Origin of the sequence: Actinosynnema sp. ALI-1.44 (assembly GCF_001984155.1) — a bacterium.
Lineage (GTDB): Bacteria > Actinomycetota > Actinomycetes > Mycobacteriales > Pseudonocardiaceae > Kibdelosporangium.
This window is the reverse complement of record NZ_MTQO01000046.1, coordinates 398,682-422,100: the sequence shown is the minus strand read 5'-3', so window position 1 is coordinate 422,100 and position 23,419 is coordinate 398,682. Positions and strand designations below refer to the sequence as shown.

The window sequence follows — 23,419 nt, the reverse complement described above, 5'->3', positions numbered from 1 at the left end:
ACCATTAGCATGCGTCGGCATGAGCGGTGTTGCTCGTCCAGCCTTGCCGGCGGGGTTGATGGAGGTGACCAGCTACGTCGGGCGGCGTGGTGAGCATGCGGAGGTACGGCGCTTGCTGGGATCGGCGAGGCTGGTCACGCTCGCCGGTCCTGGCGGCGTCGGCAAGACGAGGCTGGCGGCGCGGCTGCTGAGCGACTCCGTGAAGGCGTTCCAGGACGGTGCCGTCTTCGTCGGGTTCGCCGAACTGCGGGACCCGGCGCTGGTCCCCGCCCTGGTTGCCGACCGGTTGGGGCTGCACGACCGGTCCGATGAGCCGACCCTGCGCACGGTGATCGCCCACCTGCGGGAACGCGCGGCCTTGCTGGTGCTGGACAACTGCGAGCACCTGGTCGACGCGTGTGCCGAACTCGTCCAGGCTGTGTTGCTGGAGTGCCCTGACGTGGTGGTGCTGACGACCAGCAGGCAGTCACTCGGCGTGCAGGGTGAACAGGTGTTCCCTGTGCCACCGCTGCGTGTGCCCGAGGAGGACGTGGTCGAGCCCGCCGATTACGACGGTGTCCAACTGTTCCTGGACAGGGCCTCGGCGGTGGTGCCGTCGTTTCGCGTCTCGTCGGACAACAGCGCCGACGTGGCGCGGTTGTGCCGTCGGCTGGAGGGTTTGCCGCTGGCGATCGAACTCGCGGCGGCCCGGATCCGGTCGTTGTCGCCGCGGCAGATCACCGAGCGGCTGACCCGGCGGCTGGAGTTGCTGACCTCCGGCCCGCGCACGGCCCCCGAACGCCAGCAGACCCTGCGAGCCACCATCGAGTGGAGCCACCAGCTGTGTTCCGAGGCGGAACAGCGGGTGTGGCAACGGGTTTCGGTGTTCGCCGGGTCGTTCGACCTGGACGCCGCCGAGTTCGTCTGCGCCGAGCCCGGCTCTGTCCTCGATCTCATCGACGGCCTGCTGGACAAGTCCGTGCTGGTGCGTGACGAGCACTCGGGCGTGGCGCGCTACCGCATGCTGGAGACGTTGCGGGAGTTCGGGTACGAGCAACTCGAGCGATCCGGCGACCTGCCTGCGGTCGCGAGACGGCACCGCGATTGGTTCGACCGGATCACGCGGACGGCCGAAGCGCAATGGTTCAGTGCGCACCAGATCGTGTGGGTGGATCGGTTGCGCCGGGACCACGCGAACCTGCGCGCTGCTTTGGAGTGGTCGCTGAGCGAGCCGGGTGAGGCCCCGGTGGCGTTGCGGATGGCGGCCCGGGTCAACGAGTACTGGACGTTGCGCGGCTCCTGTATGGAGAGTCGCAGGTGGTTGGACCGCGCGTTGGCGGTGACCCCGGCGGACCATCCGGACCGGGCGCTGGCACTGAGCGTCGACGCGATCCACGCGCTGTGGCTGTTCGACGTGGAAGTCGCGGAAGCCAGGCTGGCCGAGGCCCGGCGACTTCCCAGTGGACCGGCGTCCACCCACATCGCCCTCGTCCGGGGTCTCAGCGCGATGCTGCAGGGCCGGTTCGCCGAGGCAGCCGAGTTGGCGACCAGCGCGGTGGCGGCCTGCCGTGCGCAGGGTGACGTACGCCGGGAGGTGCACCCGCTGTTCATCCTGGCCGTTTCGACCGCGGTACTCGGCGATCTGGCCGGTGCCCGCCGGGTGGTGCGCGGGATGCTCGCCCTCACCGAACCAGTCGGGGACGCGTACTACCACACCATGTCGCTGTACGCGCAGGCCGTCGTGGAGTCGCTGTACGGAGACCCCGCGGTGGCCCGGCAGGCGGCGTTGGCCGGGGTCAGGGCGAACCTGGCGATCGGCAGCCGATTCGGTGCCGCGCACCACGTCGAAGCCCTGGCCTGGGCGTGTACCTGCCAGGGCGAGCACGAACGCGCGGCGACCCTGTTCGGCATCGCGGGCCGGTTGTGGGGTCTCGTCGGCATGTCACCCGAGGCCGCGCCGTCGCTGTCCGTGCCGCACCTGCACCACCTGCACATCAGCACCAAGGAACTCGGTGTGGACTCCTTCGACGAGGCCCGCGCCACCGGACGGGCACTGCCCGAGAACCAGGCGATGGCCTATGTCCTCGACGAACAGTCCGCTGCCGTGCCCCCGCCCGCCAAGCCTGGCACCGACCACCCGCTCACAGCACGCGAGCTGGAGATCGCCGGGCTGGTCGCGCAAGGACTGTCGAACCGGGAGATCGCCACCAGGCTGGTCATCTCGCTGCGCACAGCCGAGACCCACGTCCAGCACATCCTCACCAAACTGGACACGAGCAACCGCACCCAGATCGCCCGGTGGGTCGCCGCCCGTGACCGGCGCCGTACGTAGTGATCTACGTGTTTTCACGCTTACCCGTGGTCTCGCCCGCGCCGAGACTGGGCGGATGTCGAGCACCTTCGGTTCGTCCGCGCGGCTGTGGGCGTCGCTGCCGGGTGAGCTCGCGGTCCACTTCAGACACGGGGCCGACCGGCTCACGAGTGCCATCCTGCGGGAGGTGCGGCAAGCAGTGCCGGAGTACCGGCAACCACTCGACGGTGCCGTCCGGCACGCCATCACCGGGTGCCTCGACATGGTGAACGCCATTCCCCGGGAGACGTCGGCGAGTGTGTTCCACAACCTCGGCAGGACCGAGTACGACGAAGGCCGCGACCTGAGTCGTCTGCAGACCGCCTACCGCGTCGGCGGCCGGGTCGCCTGGCGGCACGTCCGCGAGTTCGGCCGTACCGCCGGGGTCCCCGCCAATGTGCTCTACACCTGTGCCGAGGCGATCCTCGCCTATGTCGACGAGATCTCGGCGCTGTCGGTCGAGGGCTACACCGCGGCCATGACGCGCGTGACGGACACCCAGGCCCTGCGCCGCAAGCGGCTGGTCGACCTGCTGGTCGCCGATCCGCCGGTCGCGCCGGATTCCATCGCCGCGCAGGCGGCGTTGGCGCAGTGGCCCTTGCCGGATCGCGTCACCGTCGTGGCTGTCGAACCTCATGCGGGCGAACCTCGTGGGGGCGAACAGGATCCTCGAGCACCCGGCCCGCACTCCGACGTCCTCGTGGACCTCGAACGCGCCCAGCCATGTCTGATCACCGGTGACCCGGAACGCCATCTGGAGGGCCTCACCGCGCTGCTGCCGGGGCGGCGTCTGGCTGTTGGACCGGCAGCGCGGATCGGCGACGCGCCGCGGTCACTGTCGTTGGCACGCCGGACACTGGGCCTTGTCCAACGTGGGGTGCTCCCGGACCAACCCGTCTCCCACAGCGCCGATCACCTGTGCACGTTGTGGCTGCTCGGTGACGAGTTCCTCGTCCGGGAGATCCGCGATCGCACCCTGCGACCGTTCGACGGTCTCACGCCGGGGCAGCGCAAGCGGCTCGGGGAGACTCTTCTGGTCTGGCTGGGGACGCGGGGCAGCGTGTCGCGAACCGCGCAGGAACTCGCGATACACCCGCAAACCGTGCGGTACCGCGTGCACCGGCTGATCGAGTTGTTCGGCGACCGGCTCGACGACCCCGACGCCCGCCTCCGGATCCAGATCGCGCTGCGGGCGGACGCGCTGATCAGACAGGTGTGATCGTTCGGGGGCTGTTCTCGCGGGCGTGGTCCGTTACGCTCTGGCCTGAATACTTACCACCTGGTAGAAATCGTGAGAGCGCTTCCATCATCGTTGGTGTCAGGGGGTCGGAGTGACCGACGTGTCCGTTCAGCTGTACTCCGTGCGAGACGAGTTCGCCGAGAATCCCGGCGCGGTCCTGCGCAGGCTCGTGGAGATCGGGTTCACCCACGTCGAGCCGTACGGCCTGGCCGAGAACGCCCACGCGCTGCGAACCGGCCTGCGCGACAACGGCCTCACCGCCCCGACCGCGCACGCGCGGCTGATCGACGCCGACCAGCACGCGGTGTTCGCGGCGGCCGCCGACTGCGGCGTGCGCGTGGTGATCGACCCGTTCGTGCCCGCCGAGAAGTGGCAGACGGAAGCCGATGTCGTGGCCACCGCCGAAGCGCTGAACGCCGCGGCCGCGATCGCACCCGAGTACGGCGTCACGGTCGGGTACCACAACCACTGGTGGGAGCTGCAATCCCGGATCGGTGACCGCACCGCCTTCGAGGTGTTCGCCGACCGGCTGGATCCGGAGCTCGTGCTCGAGGTCGACACCTACTGGGCGACGGCGGGCGGCGAGGACGCGGCCGCGCTGCTGCGCCGCCTCGGCGACCGGGTGCACGCCGTCCACGTCAAGGACGGCGGTCTCGCCGTCGACGCGTCCGGTCAGGTCCCGGCCGGACAGGGCAGCGTGCCGGTCGCGGACGTGCTCGCCGCGGCGCCCAAAGCGTTGCGGGTCATCGAGTTCGACCGCTACGACGGGGACATCTTCGACGGCGTCGCGGCGAGCTTGGCCTATCTGAAGGAGCACGAGGCATGAGTGTCGGTGTCGGTGTCGGCGTCATCGGCGCGGGTGTCATCAGTGAGACGTACCTGGCCAACCTCACCAGCTTCCCGGACGTGCACGTGGTGCGGGTCGCGGACCTGGACACCACCCGTGCCCAGGCACAAGCGGACAAGCACGGGGTTCCCCGCGCGGGCACGGTCGCCGATCTGTTGACCGACCCGGACGTGGAACTGGTCGTCAACCTGACGATCCCCGCCGCGCACGTGGAGGTCGGCCTGGCCGCGCTGGACGCGGGCAAGCACGTCTGGTCGGAGAAACCGCTGGCGCTCGACCGCCAGTCGGGCCGGAAACTGCTCGACCGCGCCCGGGAGAAAGGGCTGCGGGTGGCTTGCGCGCCCGACACCCTGCTGGGGGCGGGGCCGCAGACCGGACGCCGTGCCATCGACGAAGGCCGGATCGGCGAACCACGGACCGCGCTCGCGTTGTTCCAGACGCCGGGGCCGGAGAGCTGGCACCCCGCACCGGAGTTCCTCTTCCAAGCCGGGGGAGGGCCCTTGCTGGACATGGGCCCGTACTACCTGACAGCACTGGTGAGCCTGCTCGGGCCGATCAGCAGGGTCACCGGCGCGGGCGGGCAGGCGCGGCCGACGCGGGTGATCGGCAGCGGGCCCCGGGCCGGGACCGAGTTCGCGGTGACAGTGCCGACCACAGTCACGGCGCTGGTGGAGTTCGAACGAGGTGGCTCAGCGCAGATCGTGCTCAGCTTCGACTCCGCGCTGCGCCGGGTGGGGCTGCTCGAAGTGACCGGAACGGGCGGTGTCGCCGTGCTGCCCGACCCCAACCACTTCGAGGGATCCACGACCTTGCACCTCGCCGGCCAGGAAGACCCGCTGGAGATCGAAGCACAGGGGCACGCGGCCTCGCGGGGAACCGGCGCACTGGAGTTGGCGCGGGCGATCAGGACCGGGGTCCCCGAGCGTGCCTCGGGCGAGTTGGCGTACCACGTGCTGGACACCATGCTGGCGATCGACGAGTCGATCACGGCGGGCCGTACGGTCGCTGTCGACAGCACCACGGACATCCCGCCCGCGTTGCCGCCAGACTGGAATCCGTACGAGCGGACGCTCCTCGTGAGTGTTTAGCGGGTTCTAACCCCGCTGAACACTCACGAGGGCACGTCGAGGGGGACGGTCAGCAGGTTTTGCAGGAAGGACCGAAGCGTTCCGACCAGGTCGACCTCGTCGGGTGTGGTCAGCCACTGCACCTGCAGGCCGTCCTCCATGGCGATGAACGCCACCGCCGCCGCGTGCGGATCCACACCGGCACGCAGTTCACCGCTCTCGGCCAACGCGGTGAACGCGGCGACGGCGCTGTCGCGGGCGACTTGGTAGTGCCGGATGAAGTACTCGTGCGCCGGGTGATCGGGCGCCACGGCTTCGGCGGCCAGTCGCGCGTACACCTCCACGATGCCCCGGTGTGCCACGTTGTACTCGGCCAGCGCGACGAGGTGCCGCAGCAGTCGCATGCCGGGCGGGATGCCCAACTGCTCGCGCTCGGCGTCCTCGGCGTCGCGGCGCTCCAGCACCGCCGCCAGCAACGCCTCCTTGGTGGCGAAGTAGTAAAGGAGACCAGCGTGCGTGATCCCGGCCCGCTTGGCCACCTCGCGCAACGACGACCCGTGGTACCCGGTCTCGCGGTAGACCTCGATCGCGGCCGTGATGATGTCCTCCCGGCGCAGCCGGCCCTTGAGGTAGCCGCCGGTCACGGCATCGCGACTGGTCGGACCGGCAACGCAGGGAGCACGACCGACATCATGCCGCAAGCTGCGATGATCACAGGTGTGAGGAGTGCCTGCCGATGACACAGCTCGCTGTGCCCCGCGCCCGCGCGGCCCGGGTCGCCACCTGGATCTACTTCACCCTCAACGGCTTCGCCGTCGGCCTTTGGGTGGTGCACATCCCCGACGTCGAACGCGCGACCGGGATCAGCCACAGCACGCTCGGCCTGCTGTTGCTGGCGCTCGGCGCGGCGGCGTTCATCGGCATGCAGGTCGGCGGTGGCCTGGCCGATCGGCTCGGCCAGCGCAAACTCGTGCCCGCGGCCGGTGTGCTGATGGGCTGCGCGCTGTTCGGGCCGGGGCTCGCGGACTCGTGGTGGACGCTCGGGCTGGCGCTGATCGTGTTCGGCTTCGCCAACGGCACCATCGACGTCGGCATGAACGCGCAGGCCGTGGTCGTGGAACGGACGTATCCCCGGCCGATCATGGCGGCGTTCCACGCGATGTGGTCGATCGGGGGAGCGGCGGCGGCCGCCATCGGCGCGGCGTTGCTGGGCGCGGGGGTGCCGACTGAGGTTTCGTTGGCCACGTGCGGCGCGCTGATCGTGGTCATCTCGCTGGCCACGGCCCGGTTCCTGCTCGAACCCGATCACCACGCGGCGCAGGACCCCGCGGAGCCCGCGCCGAAGAAGAAGCCGGGCGGGGGCAAGCTGGTGTGGCTGCTCGGTCTGCTGGCGTTCGCCATGATGCTGGCCGAGGGCGTCGCCGCGGACTGGGCGGCGCTGCACTCGAAGGACGTCCTCGGCACCTCGGCCAGCACGGCGGCGTTCGCGTTCGGCGCGTTCTCCACGGCCATGACGGTCGGCCGGTTCGCCACGGACCGGGTCGCCGCGATCATCGGGCCGGTCGCGATCGTCCGGTACGGCGCCGCGCTGGCGGCGACCGGGCTCACGGTCGTGACGGTCTCGTCGTGGGTGCCGCTCACCCTGGTCGGCTGGGCGCTGTTCGGCATCGGTCTGTCGGGTGGCGTCCCGCAGCTGTTCACGGCCGCGGGCAACCTCGACACGAGGTCGGCGGGCACGTTGATGGCCCGGGTGGTCGGCCTCGGCTACGTCGGCATCCTCGCCGGTCCCGCGCTGGTGGGTCTGCTGACACACTGGGTGCCGCTGAACGTGGCGTTCGTGCTGCCGATCGCGCTGTGCGCGATGGCGGCGGTGTTCGCGTACGTGATGCCCCGACCAGGAACAAATCAGCCCGCGGATGCGCTTGAACCGGGTGAGAGCGGACGAGAGGAGCGATGACGTGACCAAGGTTGCGGTGCTGGCCGGTGGTTGCTTCTGGGGGATGCAGGACCTGATCCGGCGTCAGCCAGGTGTCCTCGCCACCCGAGTGGGCTACACGGGCGGCGAAGTGCCCAACGCCACCTACCGGAACCACCGGGGACACGCCGAGGCGATCGAGATCCGGTACGACCCGGAGCGGACCACGTACCGGGACGTCCTGGAGTTCTTCTTCCAGATCCACGACCCGACCACGAAGAACCGCCAGGGCAACGACATCGGCGACAGCTACCGCTCGGCGATCTTCTACGCCGACGAGGAGCAGAAGCAGGTGGCCGAGCAGACCATCGCGGACGTGGAGGCCTCAGGTCTGTGGCCGGGCAAGGTGGTGACCGAGGTCAGCCAGCTGGGTGACTTCTGGGAGGCCGAGCCGGAGCACCAGGACTACCTGGAGCGCTACCCGAACGGCTACACGTGCCACTTCATCCGGCCGGACTGGAAGCTGCCCGCCACCAAGTGACCCACGCCGGGTAGTCAGTACCTGGTCGAGTTGCGACAACGGGCGGCCCGTGCAGGACCGCCCGTTGTCACGAAGCTGTGTTTATTTGACGCCCGTGCACGCCTTCGTCAGGGCGGCGACCTGGTCGGCCTTGGTCTTGATCCAGTTGGCCGAGTCGTTGACCACGTTCTCGGGCTTGACCTGCTTGAAGGTGTTCGCGAGGTCGTCCAGCGCCTGGTTCACGGTGGTGTTCGTCGCCTTGCCTGCCAGGTCGGACAGTTTGTTGCCCGCGTCCTGCGCGCTCTGTGCCGCGGCTTCCGGGTTGGCCTTGTCCGGGTTGACGGCGGCGATCTTGACCGCCTCGGCGCACACCTGCGCGTTGGAGGCGGCGTTGCTGACGCCTTCGGCAGTCTTCTGGGCGTCCTGCACCGCGTCGCAGCCGGTGAGTGCGATGACCAGCGCGCCACCGCCGAGAACTCCTGCCACCAGCCGCTTCATTGAGCGCATGCGAATCCCTTCCGGTTCGTCAGTTGAACCGGAGGTCTCCCCAACCACACCGCGTCCGCCAGGACCGTGTGGCGCCGAGACCGGGTCGCCACTGGGGACGCCGTATTGACGAATCTCGACCGGCTGGGTACTCCCCTCCGCGGGGACGACTTTACCAAAGCTGACCAGAGGTACTCTCACGGACCTGGAGTTTGAAGGGGATCTGCACGTCCCGCACGGCGCTGACGTCCCCATTCGCCCGTTGGTGCACGAGTTCGACCGCGGCCTTGGCCAGTGCCGCCTTGTCCGGGGCGATGGTGGTCAGGGACGGCAGGCTGTACTCGCTGTGCTCGGTGTTGTCGAAGCCGACCACGGCGATGTCCCGGGGGACGTTGTAGCCGCGCTCGGCCGCTGCGCGTACGGCGCCGTGCGCGAGCATGTCGTTGAAGCAGAACACCGCGTCGGGGGGTTCCGGCAGGGCGAGGAGGCGGGCCATGGCCTCGGCGCCGTCGCGGTGGTGGTACCGCGCCGCCGGGGCGATGTAGTGGGGCGGTGGCGCGGACAGGCCCGCGTCGGCCAGTGCGGAGTAATAACCCTCGAGGCGCTGGGCCGCGGTGCCGCGGTTGGGATTCTGGCCGACGATCGCGATCCTGGTCCGTCCCAGGTCGATCAGGTGCCGGACCGCGGTCCGCGCCGCCTGGACGTTGTCGATGCCGACGTGGTCGATCGGCACGTCCAGCGAGTGCTCGCCGAGCAGGACCATCGGCACGTCGGTCGGGTTCTGGGTGAAGTCCTGGGTGTGCAACGCCTCCGGGCTGATGATGGCGCCGTCGACGATGTGCGGGCCCAGTGAGGCCAGCGTGGACACCTCGGGGTCACGCAGGCCTTGGGTCTGCTCGATGAGCACGCTCCAGTCGTGCGCGTGCGCCGCGGTGATCACGCCGCCGGCGAGTTCGCCGAAGTACGGGATGCTCAGTTCGGGGACCATCAGCGCGATGAAACCCGTCCGGCCTCTGCGCAGGTTGCGCGCGCCGACGTTGGGCTTGTATCCGGTCGCGGCCAACGCCTCGCGGACCTTGCGCTCGTTCTCCGGCTTGACGAACGAGTAACCGTTCACGACGTTGGACACCGTTTTGACCGACACACCGGCCATTTCCGCCACGTCCTTGAGCGTTGCCACGGGGGTGAGAATATCAAGATCGGGCATATTTACAACGTTGTACCAACGATGTAACGTGCTCGCCGAGCGTGTTCGACCTGTCTCGACGAGGAGTCAGCCCATGGCCGCCACCCAGTCCCGTCCCGTCCACTTAGGTCTGCGTCGAGTTCTTGGTGCGAGCCTGTGTGGCGTCGCGCTTGTGCTGTCCGGTTGCGCCAAGTCCGAGGAGCCCGCCGCGCAGGCTCCGCAGGGCACCGGCGGCGCTCAGGCGCCGGTCGCTCCCGCCGCGAACGGCCCGACGTGCACGCTGTCGCAGTACGGCGGCGCGCAGCTGGACCTGAAGAACGCGATCGTCGGCTTCTCCCAGTCGGAGAAGGAAGCCAACCCGTTCCGGATCGCCGAGACCCAGTCGATCAAGGACGAGGCCGCGAAGGCAGGCGTCAAGCAACTGCTCACGACCAACGCCAATTCGCAGCTGAGCAAGCAGATCTCCGACATCCAGGACATGATCAACAAGGGGGCGCAGGCGCTGATCGTCGCGCCGCTGAACTCCGACGGCCTCGAACCCGCGCTGTCGGCGGCCCGCGCCAAGAACATCCCGGTGCTGACCGTCGACCGCAAGGTGAACTCCGCCGCCTGCAAGGACTACGTGTCCTTCCTCGGCTCGAACTTCGTCGAACAGGGCAAGCGGGCCGCCAGGGAAATGGCCAAGGCGCTGGGCAACAAGGGCAAGGTCGCGATCCTGCTCGGCGCGTCCGGCAACAACGTCACCACCGACCGCACGGCCGGGTTCGTCGACGAGCTCAAGGCGTCCGCACCGGACATCCAGGTGGTCGCCCAGCAGACCGGTGAGTTCGCCAGGGACAAGGGCCAGCAGGTGATGGAGCAGATCATCCAGGCCCAGCAGGACATCAACGGCGTCTACGCGGAGAACGACGAGATGGGTCTCGGCGCACTGGTCGCGTTGCGCAGCGCGGGCAAGAAGCCGGGCACGGACATCCACGTGGTGTCGATCGACGGGACCCGCAACGCCGTCCAGAAGGTGGTCGACGGCGAGATGTCCGCGGTCGTCGAGTCCAACCCGCGGTTCGGCCCGCTGGCTTTCCAGACGCTGCGGTCGTTCCTGAGTGGACAGCCGGTCCAGCAGAACGTCGTGATCAGCGACAAGCTGTACGGCAAGGACAACGCCGCTGCCGAACTGGGCAACGCGTACTGATGACCGGCGACGTCGTTCTCGACGCCCGCGCTGTCGGAAAGCGGTTCCCCGGAGTCGTTGCTTTGTCCGATGTGGACCTCACACTCGCCGCGGGTGAGGTCCACGCGCTCGTCGGCGAGAACGGCGCGGGCAAGTCGACGCTGATCAAGGTCCTGACCGGGGTCCACCCGCCGGACAGCGGCGAGCTGGTGTTCCAGGGTGGCCCGGTGCGGTTCAGCCGCCCGCTGGACGCGCAGGCCGCCGGGATCAGCACGGTCTACCAGGAGATCAACCTGGTGCCGTTGATGTCGGTTGCCAGCAACCTGTTCCTCGGTCGCGAACCGCGCACGCGGTGGGGTCTCATGGACTTCCGGGCGATGAACACCGCCGCGTCGACACTGCTGCGGTCGTACGGCGTCGAGGTGGACGTCACGAGGCCACTGCGGACACTCGGCGCCGGGGTGCGGCAGATGGTGGCGGTCGCCAGGGCGGCGGCCACGGACGCCCGCGTGGTGATCCTCGACGAACCGACCTCGTCGCTGGAGCCGCGCGAGGTCGACACCCTGTTCGCGATCATCGACCGGGTCCGCGCCGGTGGCGCGGCCGTGTTGTACGTCAGCCACCGCCTCGACGAGCTGTACCGGATCTGTGACACGGTCACGGTTCTGCGCGACGGCCGCAAAGTCCACAGCGGCCCGATGGCGGAGCTGCCCCGGTTGCGGCTGGTCGCGCTCATGCTCGGCCGGGACCTGGAACAGATCCGCAAGGAAGGCACGACCAAGTTCGACTCGGCACAGCCCGAGGCACGGCAGACGCCTGTCCTCGCGGCCAAGGGCCTGACCAGCCCGCACCTGCTGCACGGCGTGGACGTGACCGTGCGGCCAGGCGAGATCGTCGGCCTGGGCGGCCTGCTTGGCGCCGGTCGCAGCGAGACCGTCCGCGCCATCGCGGGTTCGCTGCCGGTCGACTCCGGCACGGTCACGGTCGCGGGCAAGTCCGTGCGGTCCGGGTCGGTCGCGGCGGCGATGCGCGCCGGTGTGGTGATGCTGCCGGAGGACCGCAAGTCCGACGGGATCCTGCCGGACCTGTCCGTGCGGGAGAACATCGTGCTCGCGGCGCTGCCCCGGCTGTCGGCGGCCGGTCTGGTGTCGCGGAAACGCCAGGACACCATTGTGGACACGTTCATCAGACGACTGCGGATCAAAGCGTCCAGTCCCGACCAGAAGGTCGGCGAGCTGTCCGGCGGCAACCAGCAGAAGGTGCTCCTGGCCAGGCTGCTGTGCCGGGAGCCGAAGGTGCTGCTGCTCGACGAACCCACCAGGGGGATCGACGTCGGGGCCAAGGCCGAGGTGCAGGCGCTGGTGGCGGAACTGGCCGCGGAAGGGCTCGGTGTCGTGCTGATCTCCTCGGAGTTCGAAGAAGTCGTCGAAGGCTCGGACTCGATCGTCGTGCTCAGGGAGGGCCATGTGGTCGCGCAGTTGCGCGGCGGGGACGTGACCGAGCAGAAGCTGATCGCGGCACTCGCGGAGGGCGGAGATGGCTGAAGCGACGGTCACGCCGGTCGCCGCGCCCACAGCGCGCAGGCTGCGCGACTACGGCGTCTACGCGGCGCTGGGCATCCTGGTCGCCTACAACCTGCTGTTCACCGGGAACTTCGCCACGCTGGCGAACCTGAACACCCAGTTGGTGCAGGTCACGCCGATCCTGATCGCCGCGCTGGGCATGGCACTGGTGATCGGCACCGAAGGTGTCGACCTCTCGGTCGGCTCGGTGATGGCGCTGTCGGCCGCGTTGCTGCCGCTCTACCTCGGCTACGGCCTGATGCCCGCGCTGCTCGTCGCGTTGCTGGGCGGTGCGTTGTGCGGCGTGTTCAGCGGCACGCTCGTCGCGGTCGTGGGCATCCAGCCGATCGTGGCCACGCTCGCCCTGCTCGTCGGCGGTCGTGGTCTCGCACTGGTCATCGCCGACGGACGGCTCAAGGACATCCGCAACCCGATGCTGCTGGAGCTGGGTTCGGGCAGTGTGGCGGGGATCCCGATCGTGGTGCTGATCGCCGCGGTCCTCACGCTGATCGTGGGTTTCGTGGTCCGGTACACCACGTTCGGGCGGCAACTGGTCGCCGTCGGCGGCAACCGCTCGGCCAGTGTGCTCGCGGGTCTGCCCGTCCGGCGAATCCTCATCGTCACGTACGTGATCAGCGGTGTGCTGGCCGCGATCGCCGGGATCGTGGCGACCGCGCGGCTGACGGCGTCCGATCCGTCGGCGATCGGGCAGCTCGCCGAACTGTCCGCGATCACCGCGGTCGTCGTCGGCGGGACACCGCTCAACGGCGGCCGGGTGCGGATCCTCGGCACGGTCGCCGGTGCGCTGCTGATGCAGCTGATCTCGGCGACGCTGATCAAACACAACCTGCCGACCTCGGCGGGCCTCGTCGTGCAGGCGGTGATCATCGTCGTCGCGGTGTTGTTGCAGCGACCTCGGCTGGCAGGTGCGAAATGACCGCTGTTACGGAGCAAGCCGCTGTCGCCGTGGCCGACAAGGGCATGACCAAAAGGGAGTGGATCGCCGGGCTCGTGCAGCGGCGCGGCTCGGTGGTCGTGCTGGCGTTGGTCATACTCGTGTCGTCGTTCTCCTTCGACACGTTCGCGACGCTGGACAACGCGCGCAACGTCGCGATGCAGAGCTCGTTCCTCGCGATCGTGGCGCTCGGTATGACGTTCGTGATCATCTCCGGTGGGATCGACCTGTCCGTCGGGTCGGTCTACGCGCTCGGCGGTGTGCTCGCCGCGATCGGCATCCAGTGGGGCAGTGTCGCCGGGCTGCTGCTGCCGTTGGTGGTGTGCGGCGGGATCGGCCTGCTCAACGGTGCTCTGGTGGCCTACGGGCGGCTCGCACCGTTCATCGTCACCCTGGCCACGTTGCTCGGCGCGCGTGGCCTGCTGTTGGCCATCACCGACGAGGGCGCCAACACCCGGCTGATGCCGCGCGACGCCGTGCTCACCCAGATCGGCCAGGGCACGTTGCTGGGCTTCGGGTATCCGGTGTGGATCGCGGTGGTGTTGTTCGCCGTGGGTGTGGTCGTCTTGCAGCGCACCAGGGTTGGCCATTCGGTGCTCGCGATCGGTGGCAGCGCCGAGGCCGCGCGGCTGATGGGCCTGCCCGTTGCGCGGCGCACGATGTGGTTGTACACGGCCAGCGGACTGCTGGCCGGACTGTCCGGCGCGCTCGCCGCGGCGTATTCCGCGTCGGGCGTGACGATTGTGGGCGTCGGGTTCGAACTCGACGCCATCGCCGCCGTGGTGATCGGCGGGACGCTGCTCACCGGCGGCGCGGGCACGGTCGGCGGAACGCTGGCCGGTGTGTTGCTGCTGATGGTGATCCAGAACGTGATCAACCAGATCGGGACGCTGTCGTCGCACTACCAGTCGGTGGTCAGCGGCGCGTTCCTGGCGGCTGTCGTCGCCATCCAGGCATACCTGAGCCGTGCGCATCTCGGCCGGGAGCGAAGTACGTGAGACAAACGGGAGGTCGCGCCAGTGTTGTTGAGAACCTCGGTTCTGCTCACCGCTCTGTTACTCAGCCTCAGTACCACCGCGGTGCCCGCATCGGCGCAGCCGACGTGGAAACCGGGCAAGCCACCGCTGACCACACCGTGGACCAACCAGGTCGGGCCGAACAACGCCCTGCCGGAGTATCCACGTCCGCAACTGACCAGGGACCGCTGGCAGAACCTCAACGGCGTGTGGGAGTTCGCCGGTGCCAAGGCGGGGGAGGCCCCGCCGATCGGGAAGCCGTTGGCGGAACGGGTGCTGGTGCCGTACCCGATCGAGTCCGCGCTGTCCGGGATCCAGCGCAGGGAAGACCGGATGTGGTACCGCCGCACGTTCACCGTGCCGGAGCGCTGGCGCCGTGACCGCGTCAAGCTCAACTTCGGTGCCGTCGACTACGACACCACGGTCTGGGTCAACGGCCGCCAGGTCGGCACGCACCGGGGCGGTTTCGACTCGTTCAGCCTGGACATCACCGACGCGCTGACCCGCGGCGAACGCCAGGAAGTGGTCGTCGGCGTGACCGACCTGACCGACGCGACCTGGCAACCGGTCGGCAAACAGCGCAACGTGCCCGACCGCGGCATCTTCTACACGTCCAGTTCCGGGATCTGGCAGACGGTCTGGCTGGAGCCGGTGGCGTCCAGCAGCATCACGCAGCTCGACCAGACACCGAACCTGGCGGACTCGACGTTACGGTTGACGCCCCGAGTCACCGGGGACACGAACGGCGTGACAGTCGAGGCGACCGCCTACGACCGCGGCAGGCCGGTCGGCCACGTGACCGGGCCGGTCAACACCGAACTGAAGCTGCCGGTGCGCGACCCGAAGCTGTGGACGCCGGACTCGCCGTTCCTGTACGACCTGAAGGTCCGGCTGGTCAAGCGTTATCGCACGGTCGACGAGGTCGGGTCGTACTTCGGCATGCGGGAGATCGGGATGAAGCCCGGCGCCGACGGCAAGCTCCGGATGACGCTGAACGGCAAGATCCTCTTCCACATGTCCACATTGGACCAGGGGTTCTGGCCGGACGGCATCCACACCGCGCCGACCGACTCGGCGCTGCGTTTCGACCTCGAACAGCACAAGGTGCTCGGCTTCAACACCGTGCGCAAGCACATCAAGGTCGAGCCGGACCGCTGGTACTACCACGCCGACAAGCTGGGACTGCTGGTGTGGCAGGACATGCCCGCGATGAAGACGTCCAACGAGACGCCGCCGGTCGACGCGCAACAGCAGTTCGAACGCGAGCTGCACACGATGGTGGACAAGCACAAGAGCTTCACGTCCGTCGTGGCGTGGGTGCCGTTCAACGAGGGCTGGGGCGAGTGGGACCGCACCGCCACCGGCCGGATCGCCGACGAGGTCAAGAAGCAGGACCCGAGCAGGTTGGTCAACGCGCACAGCGGCGTGAACTGCTGTGCGTCCAAGGGTGACTCCGGGCGCGGCGACATCCTCGACCACCACGCCTACGTGGGCCCGGCGGCGCCGTCGCCCAGCGCGAACCGGGTCGCGGCCGACGGTGAGCACGGCGGGTTCGGACTCGAAGTCAAGGACCACATGTGGTTCGGCGAAGGCCACGCCTACGAGATGGCGCCGGACTCGGCCACCCTGACCCGCCGCTACGTCGAGAACCAGCGCGACGTCCTCGGCGCCGCGCGGAAGTGCGGCATCAGCGGGGCGATCTACACCCAGATCACCGACGTCGAACACGAGGTCAACGGGTTCTTCACCTACGACAGGCAGGTCCGCAAGATGGACTTCGCCCAGGTGAAGGCGATCAACGACGAGATCGTCATGAAGGCGGACGGAACCGGCAGTGGCCCGCAGCCGGGCCCCGGCACCCCGGGGCTGGACGGGATCACCTACTACCCGTTCGACGAAGGCACCGGAACGACCGCCGCGGACAAGGTCGGCACGAGGAACGCGACGCTGAACAACGCCACGTGGACCACCGGAAACCCGGGCTCGGCGGTCCAGTTCAACGGCACCACCTCCGTCGTCGACACTGGCGCGAGCGTGCTGGACACCGCGGGCAACTACAGCGCCGCGGCGTGGGTGAAGCTGGACAGCCTCGGCGGGTTCGCCACCGCGGTGAGCCAGGACGGGCCGTCCAACAGCGCGTTCTTCCTGCAGTACTCCGGTGCGGACAACCGGTTCGCGTTCAGCTTCGCCGGAGTCCGGGCACTGGCCCCGGTCGCCCCGGAGGTGGGTCGCTGGTACCACATCGCCGGTGTCCGTGACGTCCGCACGGGCTCGCTGACGCTGTACGTGGACGGCAAACCCGCGGGCTCGGCGTCCTCATGCGACGGCGGACCGGGCGGCGGCAACACGGTGATCGGCCGCGCGAAGTTCAACGGCGGACCGGTGGACCACTGGCGTGGCGCGATCGACCAGGTGCACCTGTACGACCGCGCCCTGCCCGCCGCCGAGGTGGCGCAGCTGTACGCCTCAGGCCGGTAGGACTTCCTTGCCGTCCCAGGTGAAACGGGCGGTGGTGACGGCGTCGTCGCCGTCACCACCGCCCGTGATCAGCTGGTGGATGCCGACGCCGTCGAGCTCGCGGTAGGTGCACCACTCGTGGTCGGACGTGAGCATGAGGTCCAGGTCGAGCGCGGCGAGCAAAGCGAAGACCTGCCCGCGGTTGACCGTGTCCACGCCGACGAACACCTCGTCGAGCAGGATCACCCGGGGAGCTTGCCCGACCGCTTGGTAGTGCGCGGCGACGGCGGCGAACAACGGCAGGTGCAGGGCGATGGCCTTCTCCCCGCCGGACAGCGCGCCGTGCAGCTTCTTGGTCAGCAGTTGCCAGCCCTGCCCGTTGGCCCGGTCCACCTTCACCACGAACCGATGCCACGCGGTGTAGTCGAAGACCTGCGCCAGCTGCTGCTCCCAACTGGTTGCCGTGTCGTCGCCCTTGGCCTGGTCGATCCGGTCGCGGAAGAAGCGGTGCAACGACTCACGGTCCTGCTCGGTCAGCCTCGCCGGATCCTTCAACAGCAGGTCGCGCGCGGTCCTGGTGCCCGGCGGCAACTCCGGCGAGATCTGCCAGACGAGCTGGACGGCCACCTTGGACGCGGTGCGCACCTTTTCCAGCCGTGCGTTCATCCCGTCGACGAGGTCGTTGGCCTGCCGGATCCGGGCGGCCAGATGGCGCCTGGTGTCGCCGGTGAGGGTCCGGTCGAACAGTTCCCGCTCGTGCGCCTGGATCTCGTCGCCCGCCTGGTCGGTCTCGGCGCGCAGGATCCTGAGCAGTTCCGCCGCGCCGACCCGCAGTCCGTCCACGACCGCGGTGAAGACCTGGACGTCGTCGTCCGTGGTCAGGTCGAGGTCGGCTCGTGAGCTGAGCGTCGTGCGGCAGGCGTGGACGGATTCGGACAGCCGGTGCAGTGCGTCGCCGAGATTGCCCGGGGCGTGGGGGACTGTCGGCCACGCGTGTGCGACGATCCTGGCCGCGTCCAAGGACGCGCGGACTCCGTCCGACGCGGCGAGAACCTCCTCGAACCGCGGCAGGTCGGGCAGTTCGCTGTCGGACGGGAACACACCTGTCGCGAGGTGCCGGAACCGGTGTGCGGCCGCGTCACGCGTCGCCCCAGCCGTGTCACGGGCGGCCGCGTCGGTCTGCCGCTTCGAGTCGAGCGCTCCCAGTTGCTGTGCGAGTTCGGCGACCCGGCCGTGGCTGGAGTTCAGCTCGGAGTTCAACGTGCGCAGCCGCACCCGCAGCCGGTCGATCTCGGCGACGATCTCGCGGTAGTCGGCGACGTCGAGCGTGCTGTCGACGGCGTCGAGTGTGGCCGCGAGCGAGGTGTACTGCCGTTCGGCTTCGTCGGCCTCGGTTTCCCGTTCGGCTGCGCCTTCGTCGGACCGTTGTGCGTGCCCGGCGAGAGTCTCGGCGGTGTGCCTCGCCGAGGCGAGCCTGCCGTGTTCGAACAGCCACGTCTCGGCCTGCTCGGTGAAGGTTTGGACCGCGGCGGCCACGGCGGCCAGCGCCGTCCGCTCGGTCGGGGCGTTGTTCGCCGCGGCGATGTCGGTGAGGCTGTGCAATGCCTTGACCACGTCGCGTTCACGAGCCGACAGGGCGTCGACCCGTTCGCGGACCACGGATTCGGCGGCGTTGACGTCCGCCTGCGCCATGGTCAGCTCCTGCGAGGCGGCGATCAGCAGATCGTGCCGTGGCCGGGTGTCCCGTTCCCGCGCGACCAGTGCGCGCCGGGCTTCCAGCGTGGCCAGTTCCGCCCGCAAGGCCGTGGTCGCGATGTCGAGGTCCGCGATCCGGGTGCGCAGTTCGGCGATCCGTCGTTCCCGTGCGCGCTGCCGCGACCGCGCGCCGATGTGACCCGGGTGGTCCTTCTGCCAGCTGCCGGTCAACGCACCCATACGCCACGTGCCGTCGGCGCCGATCGCCGCCGGGCCGTCAGGCAGCCGGGCATCGAACGCGACAGCCCGGAGCAGTCGCTGGACGCCCGCGGCGGAGTCATGGTCGGCGACGAGGACATCCCCCAGCGACCTGCCGTCGACCGGTGTCAGCGCGTGGGCGTCCGCGAACGTGTCGTGGCCGCTGATCTCGCCCCGCGGACCGATCCACGCGTCCAGCAGGCCTGAGGCCTCCAACGCGGCCTCGATGCCTGCCTGCGCGTCTTCGGGCACGGTCTCGGCGAAGTCGACCAGGCGCCACAGCGGTGCTCCGGGCATCCGCGTGCGGTCGGTGGTGCGCAACGGAGACGCCACGGGCGGGATGTCCTCGTGGGCGGCGAGCCGGTCGGCTTCGGCGGTGAGGTCCGACCGTTGGCGTTCGGCGTCCGCGAGCGCGGGCGCGATCTCCGCCTCCCGCCGGGTGATCCCGCCGAGTACCCCCTCGGCCACCGAGCTGATCGCGGTGAGCACGCCCGACTCCGACTCGATGTCCCCGAGCAGCGCGTCCGGTTCGGCGAACACCAGCTCCCGGCACGCCGACATCCACGCGGCGAACCGGTCGGTCAACGCGGCCAGTTCCTCCTGCCGCCGCAGCGCGGCCGCTTCCAGATGCCGCGTCGCGTCGAGAAAGCCGGACCTGGCGGTGTCGAGGTCGACCTCGGCCGCGCGCCGTCGTCCGACGGCTGCCTCGTGCGCGCCCAACGCCGTGTCGACCAGGTCAAGCTGTCCCTGCCTGCTGCGCACGGCCGCGCGCAGGAACTGGCGGTCCAGGTTGTCGGCGAGTTCCGCGTGCACGCTCGCCAACCCGGCCCGGGTCGCGGCGTGGTGCGCTTCGGTTTCCAGGCCCCGCACGGTGTCCGCCAGTGCGGCGGCAGTGTCGGCTGCCTGCTGTGCCTTGGCGCGATCGGTGTCGGCCTCGGCCCGCCGCCGGGTGGCGATGCCACGCAGCCTGGCGGCGTTCTCGCCCGCTGCCGTGGTCTGCTGCCTGAGCCGGTCCAGCTCCTGGCCCTGCTTGAAGCCGTCACTGTCGACGAGGCCGGTTCTGCGCGCCTCGGCTTCGGCGATCAGGCCCCCGAGTTCGACCACTCGCCGTTCGGTGTCCTGTTTGGCCGCGGCCACCACTTCGTGTTCCTCGGCCGACTTGCGTGCGGCACGGGTCAGGTTGTCCAGTTCGGTCGTCGCGGAGATGACAGCCGCGGCGCCCGCGCGCAGCACTCGTTGCGCGTAGGTCTTCTGCCGGGTGGCCAGCGATCGGGTCGCCGACACCTCGTCCTCCAGCGCGGCGAGGCGTTCACGTTGCGCGTCCAGCCGTTCGAATCCCTCGGCCAGATCCGAGATCTCCTGCTGACCCAGTGGCGGCAACGCGCGAGACAGCAACGTCGACAGCAACGAGGGATCCAGCCGCTGGGACAGTTTCGGGGTGCGCAGCTGCAGCAGCGCTGTGATCAGGGCGTCGTATCGTTGCTCGCTCAACCCGGGGAACAGCGTTGTCCTGACTTCGTTGCGGTAGTCGGCCGCGTTGCCGTGCACGATTCCGTTCTCGCCGAGCCGTTCCGCCAGTGCGTTCTTGGTCAACGGCTGACCGGCCTCGTTGACCAGCGCCACACCGCCGGGCTTGCCGATCCGCGCACCGGTGGTGAAGTAGTCGGGGTGAACGGTCGTGGTGTGTGTGCTGGCCTGCAGCCTCGCACCACAGGAGAACCACTCGTCGGCACGGCCGAACTCCAGCCAGACGTACCCGACCCGGGTGGTGCCGGTGGCGCCCTCGCCCATCATGTTCCAGTGCATGGTCCGCTCACCGGTGCCGAACGTCGACAGCCGGTTCGCCCGCAGGTTCGCGTCGAACAGGAACGGCAGCAACAACTCCAGCGCCTTGGACTTGCCGCTGCCGTTGGGACCGCGCAGCAACAGCCTGCCCCGGTGGAACTCCAGGACCTCGTCGTAGTACCGCCAGACGTTCAGGATGCCTGCTCGCGTGGGAATCCACCGCTCGGTCATCAGTCAGCCACCCTCATGGATCCGACGGCGTAGCGCGCCGCTGCGGGCAACGGTCGCACGAGCCCGGACGCGACCTCGACCAGGCCGAAACCGAGCAGCACCGCGATCGCGTCCGACACCAGTTGCCCAGGTCCGTCGTCACCGCGGTATCCCTTGGCCCACCTGGGAAACTTGTCCAGGATGTCGACGGCCGTCCGGCGGAGCTGCTCGGTGGTGACGGGGCCGTCGACCGAGTCGAGCAGCAGCAGGGCCGCCACCTTGGCCGTGCCCGAGTCGTCGGGGAACCGCGTGTCGGTGGCGATCCCGTCGACATCGACGAGCAGGACGCCTTCGGCACGTTCCTCGAGGTGGAACCCGCCTTGCTCAGCGGCGCGGCGCAGGAGCTGCCGCCCGGTCGGCGAAGTGACGTACGCGCGCTCGTCGGGGGAGAGGTCGTCGAAGTACAGCACCGGGTCGTCGACGAGACGACGGAAGACCGAGTGCCGCAGCCAGAGGTTGCGTTGCACCTCGGAGGCTTCGGCGAAACCGTACCGGCGTTCGTGCGACACCTCGGCCAGCACGTCGTCGAACCGCAGTGCGACCTCGTCGGCCGGGATGTCCACACGAGACGGCCCGACCGGCGCGGCGAGCAGCCGGAGCAACAAGGTCGGGTCCACCCGGTAGAGCACCTTGGCCGCGGCCGAGTCGACGAACGACTCGGTCGAGCCGTCCACCACGTCGAGCACGCCGAACGACTCCAGCAGCCGCAGCACGTCCACGAACACCATCCGCTCGGTCCGGCTCGCGGTGTCGAAGGTGGTGAGCACCTCGTCGGCGGCGCTCGCCCGCGTGACCCGGTCGGCGAGCAGGCTGATGGTGGTCACCGGGACGGCCAGCAGTTCGGCGGCGACGACACAGAGCAGCACGTACCGCCTGCGGTCGAAGGGGGCGCGGCCGGAGCGCAGCCGCCGGGCAGGGCGCGTGGCGCCGGTCGCGGCCTTCCGCACCTTGGCCAACCGGGCGTAGCCGAGACGGGGTTCGACGGTGAGAACCCAGCCGCAGTAGTAGTCGAACCACTGCCTGATCGGTTCCCTGCGCCTGCGGACCAGGTCGAACGCCTCGGGGTCGGCGCGCTCGGAGATCAACGGACCGGCCAGCAGCAACCGGATCCCGCGCGCGACCTCGTCGCGTTCGGCGATGACAAGCTGGTTGGCGAGCTGGCTCATCGCGTCCTGATGTCGATCTCGTAGTCGGGGCCGCGGAAGATCCCGTGCGGAGTGCTGACGGTGGCGACGACGTCGTGTCGTGGTGCTCGAAGGACGATCTCGACCCGGCCGTCGGCCGTGGTGACGCGCCGGTCGCCGTCCGCGCCCGGGTCGCTGCCCAACGCGCGGCCGAGCAGATCCAGCATGCGTTCGAACACCGAGTGGTCCAGCCGCTCGAACGACGAGAGCCGCACGGCGCCGCCGGTGTCGAGCATGCTCCACGCCGCTTCGAGTTCGGCTCGTTCGGCCAGCGCGCGCCGGGTGCGTTCCTCCTTGACTGCCGCGACGTCACGCACCCGGCCGGTACGGGTGAAGCGCTCGGTTCGCCCCGCGGACCGCAACAGCGGCGACACCTCCACCGGCGGCGCGGACGCCCACGAGGCCGACACCGCCACCAGTTCCGGGTCGGGGTGGGCGAGGTGGGCGTGCCGGGAAGGGCTCAACCCGAACGTCGTCGACCACAGCCGGTGCAGGTCGTCCTGACTCGGCGCGACCGCGAACCACCTGGCCAGTACCCGGAAGTCGGCCACGGCGCTGCTGGCGCGCCGCCGTGACTCGGTGATCCGGTCCAGGACCTGCAGCAGCGTGACGATCGCCCGGCGCGCCACCGCGTGCAGCTGGTCCACCCGCGGCGGCGAGCCGTCCGCGGGCAGGAACCACGCGCGCAGGCCGTCCCAGCGGGCCGCGCGGTGCTCCAGCCAGGCCGGTCCTGGGTCGACGGCCGACAACTGGGGCAGGTCGGCTCCGCGCAGCGCCCGCTGGTGGACCACGCCGAGCCCGTGCGACTCGACCGCCTCGATCCGGGTGGCGATCGTGTGCGTGCGCAGGTCTAGGTTGGTCAGGAACTCCTGCAGGTAGGCCACTGTGGACGCTTTGACCTCGTGGAACGTCGTCAGGGTGGCGTCGTCGGCGCGCAGCAGCCGCTGCAGCTCGCCGTTGAACTGCTTGGTGTTGCCGCGCAACGCCGCCAGGTGCGCCTCCAGTTCGGTCAGCGTGGTGAAGACCCGGCGGTCGGACCCGCCGTCGAGCTCGCGCACCAGGTCGGCGAGCCGGTCGGCGATCGCGTCGAGCACCGCGGTCTGCAACGCGCCCGCCGCGGTCAGCACGTCCACCGCGTGCGCCACCCCCGCGAAGGCCGCCTCACCGTGCCGGGTCAACGAGTACTGCAGGTTGCGGCGTTCGTACTCGGCCGCGGTGCGGTAGTTCTCGGAGTGGTTCTGGATCACGTCCAGCAGGTTCCACCCCCGCAGCTGGTCCAGCGCGGCGGCCAGGTCGTCGTCCTCGATGGCGTCGAGCCACCCGGCCGACCGCAGCCGGGCGCGGACGTCGTCGAGGCTCAGCGCGGTCTCCAGGCGTTCGTTGGCCTCGGCGAAGGCGTGCAGGACCGACGTGTAGAGCCCGGCCCGGTCACCGCCGGTGAAGCGGAACATCTCGGGCGGCACACGGATCGGATCCATG

17 protein-coding genes are annotated in these 23,419 nt (G+C 69.6%); 11 read left to right on the top strand and 6 right to left on the bottom strand.

Features of this window, described 5'->3' with window-relative positions; all coding sequences use genetic code 11:
- Window positions 1–19 precede the first annotated feature (19 nt).
- The 4 genes from ALI144C_RS24810 to ALI144C_RS24795 all read left to right on the top strand — a co-directional run bounded on the left by ALI144C_RS24810 (window position 20) and on the right by ALI144C_RS24795 (window position 5,504).
- Window positions 20–2,311: an ATP-binding protein gene (locus ALI144C_RS24810; RefSeq protein ID WP_076989517.1), complete on the top strand. Its 2,292-nt coding sequence runs from the start codon at window positions 20–22 to the stop codon at window positions 2,309–2,311.
- A gap of 55 nt (window positions 2,312–2,366) precedes the next feature.
- The gene (locus ALI144C_RS24805) at window positions 2,367–3,548 is read left to right on the top strand and encodes a PucR family transcriptional regulator (RefSeq protein WP_076989516.1); all 1,182 of its coding nucleotides are present in this window, start codon (window positions 2,367–2,369) and stop codon (window positions 3,546–3,548) included.
- A gap of 112 nt (window positions 3,549–3,660) precedes the next feature.
- Entirely contained in the window at window positions 3,661–4,395 is a 735-nt protein-coding gene (locus tag ALI144C_RS24800; protein WP_076989515.1) for a sugar phosphate isomerase/epimerase family protein, read from the top strand.
- Window positions 4,392–5,504 carry a Gfo/Idh/MocA family protein gene (locus ALI144C_RS24795; RefSeq protein WP_076989514.1) on the top strand — a complete coding sequence of 371 codons (1,113 nt, stop codon included), beginning with the start codon at window positions 4,392–4,394 and terminating at the stop codon, window positions 5,502–5,504. Before ALI144C_RS24800 ends, ALI144C_RS24795 begins: the two co-directional genes overlap by 4 nt.
- A gap of 23 nt (window positions 5,505–5,527) precedes the next feature.
- On the opposite strand, the gene ALI144C_RS24790 is transcribed toward ALI144C_RS24795, so the two are convergent.
- The gene (locus ALI144C_RS24790; protein ID WP_076989513.1) at window positions 5,528–6,127 is read right to left on the bottom strand and encodes a TetR/AcrR family transcriptional regulator; all 600 of its coding nucleotides are present in this window, start codon (window positions 6,125–6,127) and stop codon (window positions 5,528–5,530) included.
- Between the two features lie 92 nt (window positions 6,128–6,219).
- On the opposite strand from ALI144C_RS24790, the gene ALI144C_RS24785 reads away from it, so the two are divergent.
- Both ALI144C_RS24785 and msrA read left to right on the top strand, forming a co-directional pair.
- Window positions 6,220–7,440 (top strand): MFS transporter, encoded by a 1,221-nt coding sequence (locus ALI144C_RS24785; protein ID WP_076989512.1) that lies wholly within the window; start codon window positions 6,220–6,222, stop codon window positions 7,438–7,440.
- A 1-nt stretch (window position 7,441) separates the two neighbouring features.
- Entirely contained in the window at window positions 7,442–7,939 is a 498-nt protein-coding gene (msrA, locus tag ALI144C_RS24780) for a peptide-methionine (S)-S-oxide reductase MsrA (RefSeq protein ID WP_143230837.1), read from the top strand.
- Between the two features lie 81 nt (window positions 7,940–8,020).
- Here msrA and ALI144C_RS24775 read toward each other — a convergent pair whose 3' ends face one another.
- Window positions 8,021–8,425 (bottom strand): bacteriophage spanin2 family protein, encoded by a 405-nt coding sequence (locus ALI144C_RS24775; protein ID WP_083753347.1) that lies wholly within the window; start codon window positions 8,423–8,425, stop codon window positions 8,021–8,023.
- 151 nt (window positions 8,426–8,576) lie between these two features.
- Entirely contained in the window at window positions 8,577–9,584 is a 1,008-nt protein-coding gene (locus ALI144C_RS24770; protein WP_076989509.1) for a LacI family DNA-binding transcriptional regulator, read from the bottom strand.
- Between the two features lie 100 nt (window positions 9,585–9,684).
- Between ALI144C_RS24770 and ALI144C_RS24765 the strand changes: the two genes are divergently transcribed.
- From ALI144C_RS24765 to ALI144C_RS24750, 5 genes are read left to right on the top strand one after another with little or no spacing between them, the layout of a single operon-like run.
- Window positions 9,685–10,779 carry an ABC transporter substrate-binding protein gene (locus ALI144C_RS24765; protein ID WP_076989508.1) on the top strand — a complete coding sequence of 365 codons (1,095 nt, stop codon included), beginning with the start codon at window positions 9,685–9,687 and terminating at the stop codon, window positions 10,777–10,779.
- Window positions 10,779–12,302 (top strand): sugar ABC transporter ATP-binding protein, encoded by a 1,524-nt coding sequence (locus ALI144C_RS24760; RefSeq protein ID WP_076989507.1) that lies wholly within the window; start codon window positions 10,779–10,781, stop codon window positions 12,300–12,302. The genes ALI144C_RS24765 and ALI144C_RS24760 overlap by 1 nt, the downstream gene beginning before the upstream one ends.
- Window positions 12,295–13,257, top strand: a complete 963-nt coding sequence (locus ALI144C_RS53480; protein WP_083753346.1) for an ABC transporter permease — start codon at window positions 12,295–12,297, stop codon at window positions 13,255–13,257. Before ALI144C_RS24760 ends, ALI144C_RS53480 begins: the two co-directional genes overlap by 8 nt.
- On the top strand, window positions 13,254–14,273 hold the full coding sequence (locus tag ALI144C_RS24755; RefSeq protein ID WP_083753345.1) for an ABC transporter permease: 1,020 nt from the start codon (window positions 13,254–13,256) through the stop codon (window positions 14,271–14,273). Before ALI144C_RS53480 ends, ALI144C_RS24755 begins: the two co-directional genes overlap by 4 nt.
- Window positions 14,274–14,294: 21 nt before the next feature.
- Complete coding sequence (locus ALI144C_RS24750; RefSeq protein ID WP_237774294.1) at window positions 14,295–16,769, top strand: LamG-like jellyroll fold domain-containing protein; 2,475 nt, start codon at window positions 14,295–14,297, stop codon at window positions 16,767–16,769.
- On the opposite strand, the gene ALI144C_RS24745 is transcribed toward ALI144C_RS24750, so the two are convergent.
- Genes ALI144C_RS24745 through ALI144C_RS24735 form a run of 3 tightly spaced genes read right to left on the bottom strand, consistent with a single transcriptional unit; the run spans window position 16,758 to window position 23,418 of the window.
- Window positions 16,758–20,717 (bottom strand): TIGR02680 family protein, encoded by a 3,960-nt coding sequence (locus ALI144C_RS24745; RefSeq protein ID WP_076989506.1) that lies wholly within the window; start codon window positions 20,715–20,717, stop codon window positions 16,758–16,760. The two genes, ALI144C_RS24750 and ALI144C_RS24745, sit on opposite strands and share 12 nt — an antisense overlap.
- The gene (locus tag ALI144C_RS24740) at window positions 20,717–21,922 is read right to left on the bottom strand and encodes a TIGR02678 family protein (RefSeq protein WP_076989505.1); all 1,206 of its coding nucleotides are present in this window, start codon (window positions 21,920–21,922) and stop codon (window positions 20,717–20,719) included. Before ALI144C_RS24740 ends, ALI144C_RS24745 begins: the two co-directional genes overlap by 1 nt.
- A complete protein-coding gene (locus ALI144C_RS24735) occupies window positions 21,919–23,418 on the bottom strand; it encodes a TIGR02677 family protein (protein ID WP_076989504.1) in 1,500 nt (499 codons plus the stop codon). The genes ALI144C_RS24740 and ALI144C_RS24735 overlap by 4 nt, the downstream gene beginning before the upstream one ends.
- Window position 23,419: the final 1 nt, after the last annotated feature.

Bases quoted from the DNA above. Each gene is read 5' to 3' on its own strand.
- ALI144C_RS24810 (WP_076989517.1), top strand. From the start codon at position 20: ATGAGCGGTGTTGCTCGTCCAGCCTTGCCGGCGGGGTTGATGGAGGTG.
- ALI144C_RS24805 (WP_076989516.1), top strand. From the start codon at position 2,367: ATGTCGAGCACCTTCGGTTCGTCCGCGCGGCTGTGGGCGTCGCTGCCG.
- ALI144C_RS24795 (WP_076989514.1), top strand. From the start codon at position 4,392: ATGAGTGTCGGTGTCGGTGTCGGCGTCATCGGCGCGGGTGTCATCAGT.
- ALI144C_RS24785 (WP_076989512.1), top strand. From the start codon at position 6,220: ATGACACAGCTCGCTGTGCCCCGCGCCCGCGCGGCCCGGGTCGCCACC.
- ALI144C_RS24775 (WP_083753347.1), bottom strand. From the start codon at position 8,425: ATGCGCTCAATGAAGCGGCTGGTGGCAGGAGTTCTCGGCGGTGGCGCG.
- ALI144C_RS24765 (WP_076989508.1), top strand. From the start codon at position 9,685: ATGGCCGCCACCCAGTCCCGTCCCGTCCACTTAGGTCTGCGTCGAGTT.
- ALI144C_RS24760 (WP_076989507.1), top strand. From the start codon at position 10,779: ATGACCGGCGACGTCGTTCTCGACGCCCGCGCTGTCGGAAAGCGGTTC.
- ALI144C_RS53480 (WP_083753346.1), top strand. From the start codon at position 12,295: ATGGCTGAAGCGACGGTCACGCCGGTCGCCGCGCCCACAGCGCGCAGG.
- ALI144C_RS24755 (WP_083753345.1), top strand. From the start codon at position 13,254: ATGACCGCTGTTACGGAGCAAGCCGCTGTCGCCGTGGCCGACAAGGGC.
- ALI144C_RS24745 (WP_076989506.1), bottom strand. From the start codon at position 20,717: ATGACCGAGCGGTGGATTCCCACGCGAGCAGGCATCCTGAACGTCTGG.
- ALI144C_RS24740 (WP_076989505.1), bottom strand. From the start codon at position 21,922: ATGAGCCAGCTCGCCAACCAGCTTGTCATCGCCGAACGCGACGAGGTC.
- ALI144C_RS24735 (WP_076989504.1), bottom strand. From the start codon at position 23,418: ATGGATCCGATCCGTGTGCCGCCCGAGATGTTCCGCTTCACCGGCGGT.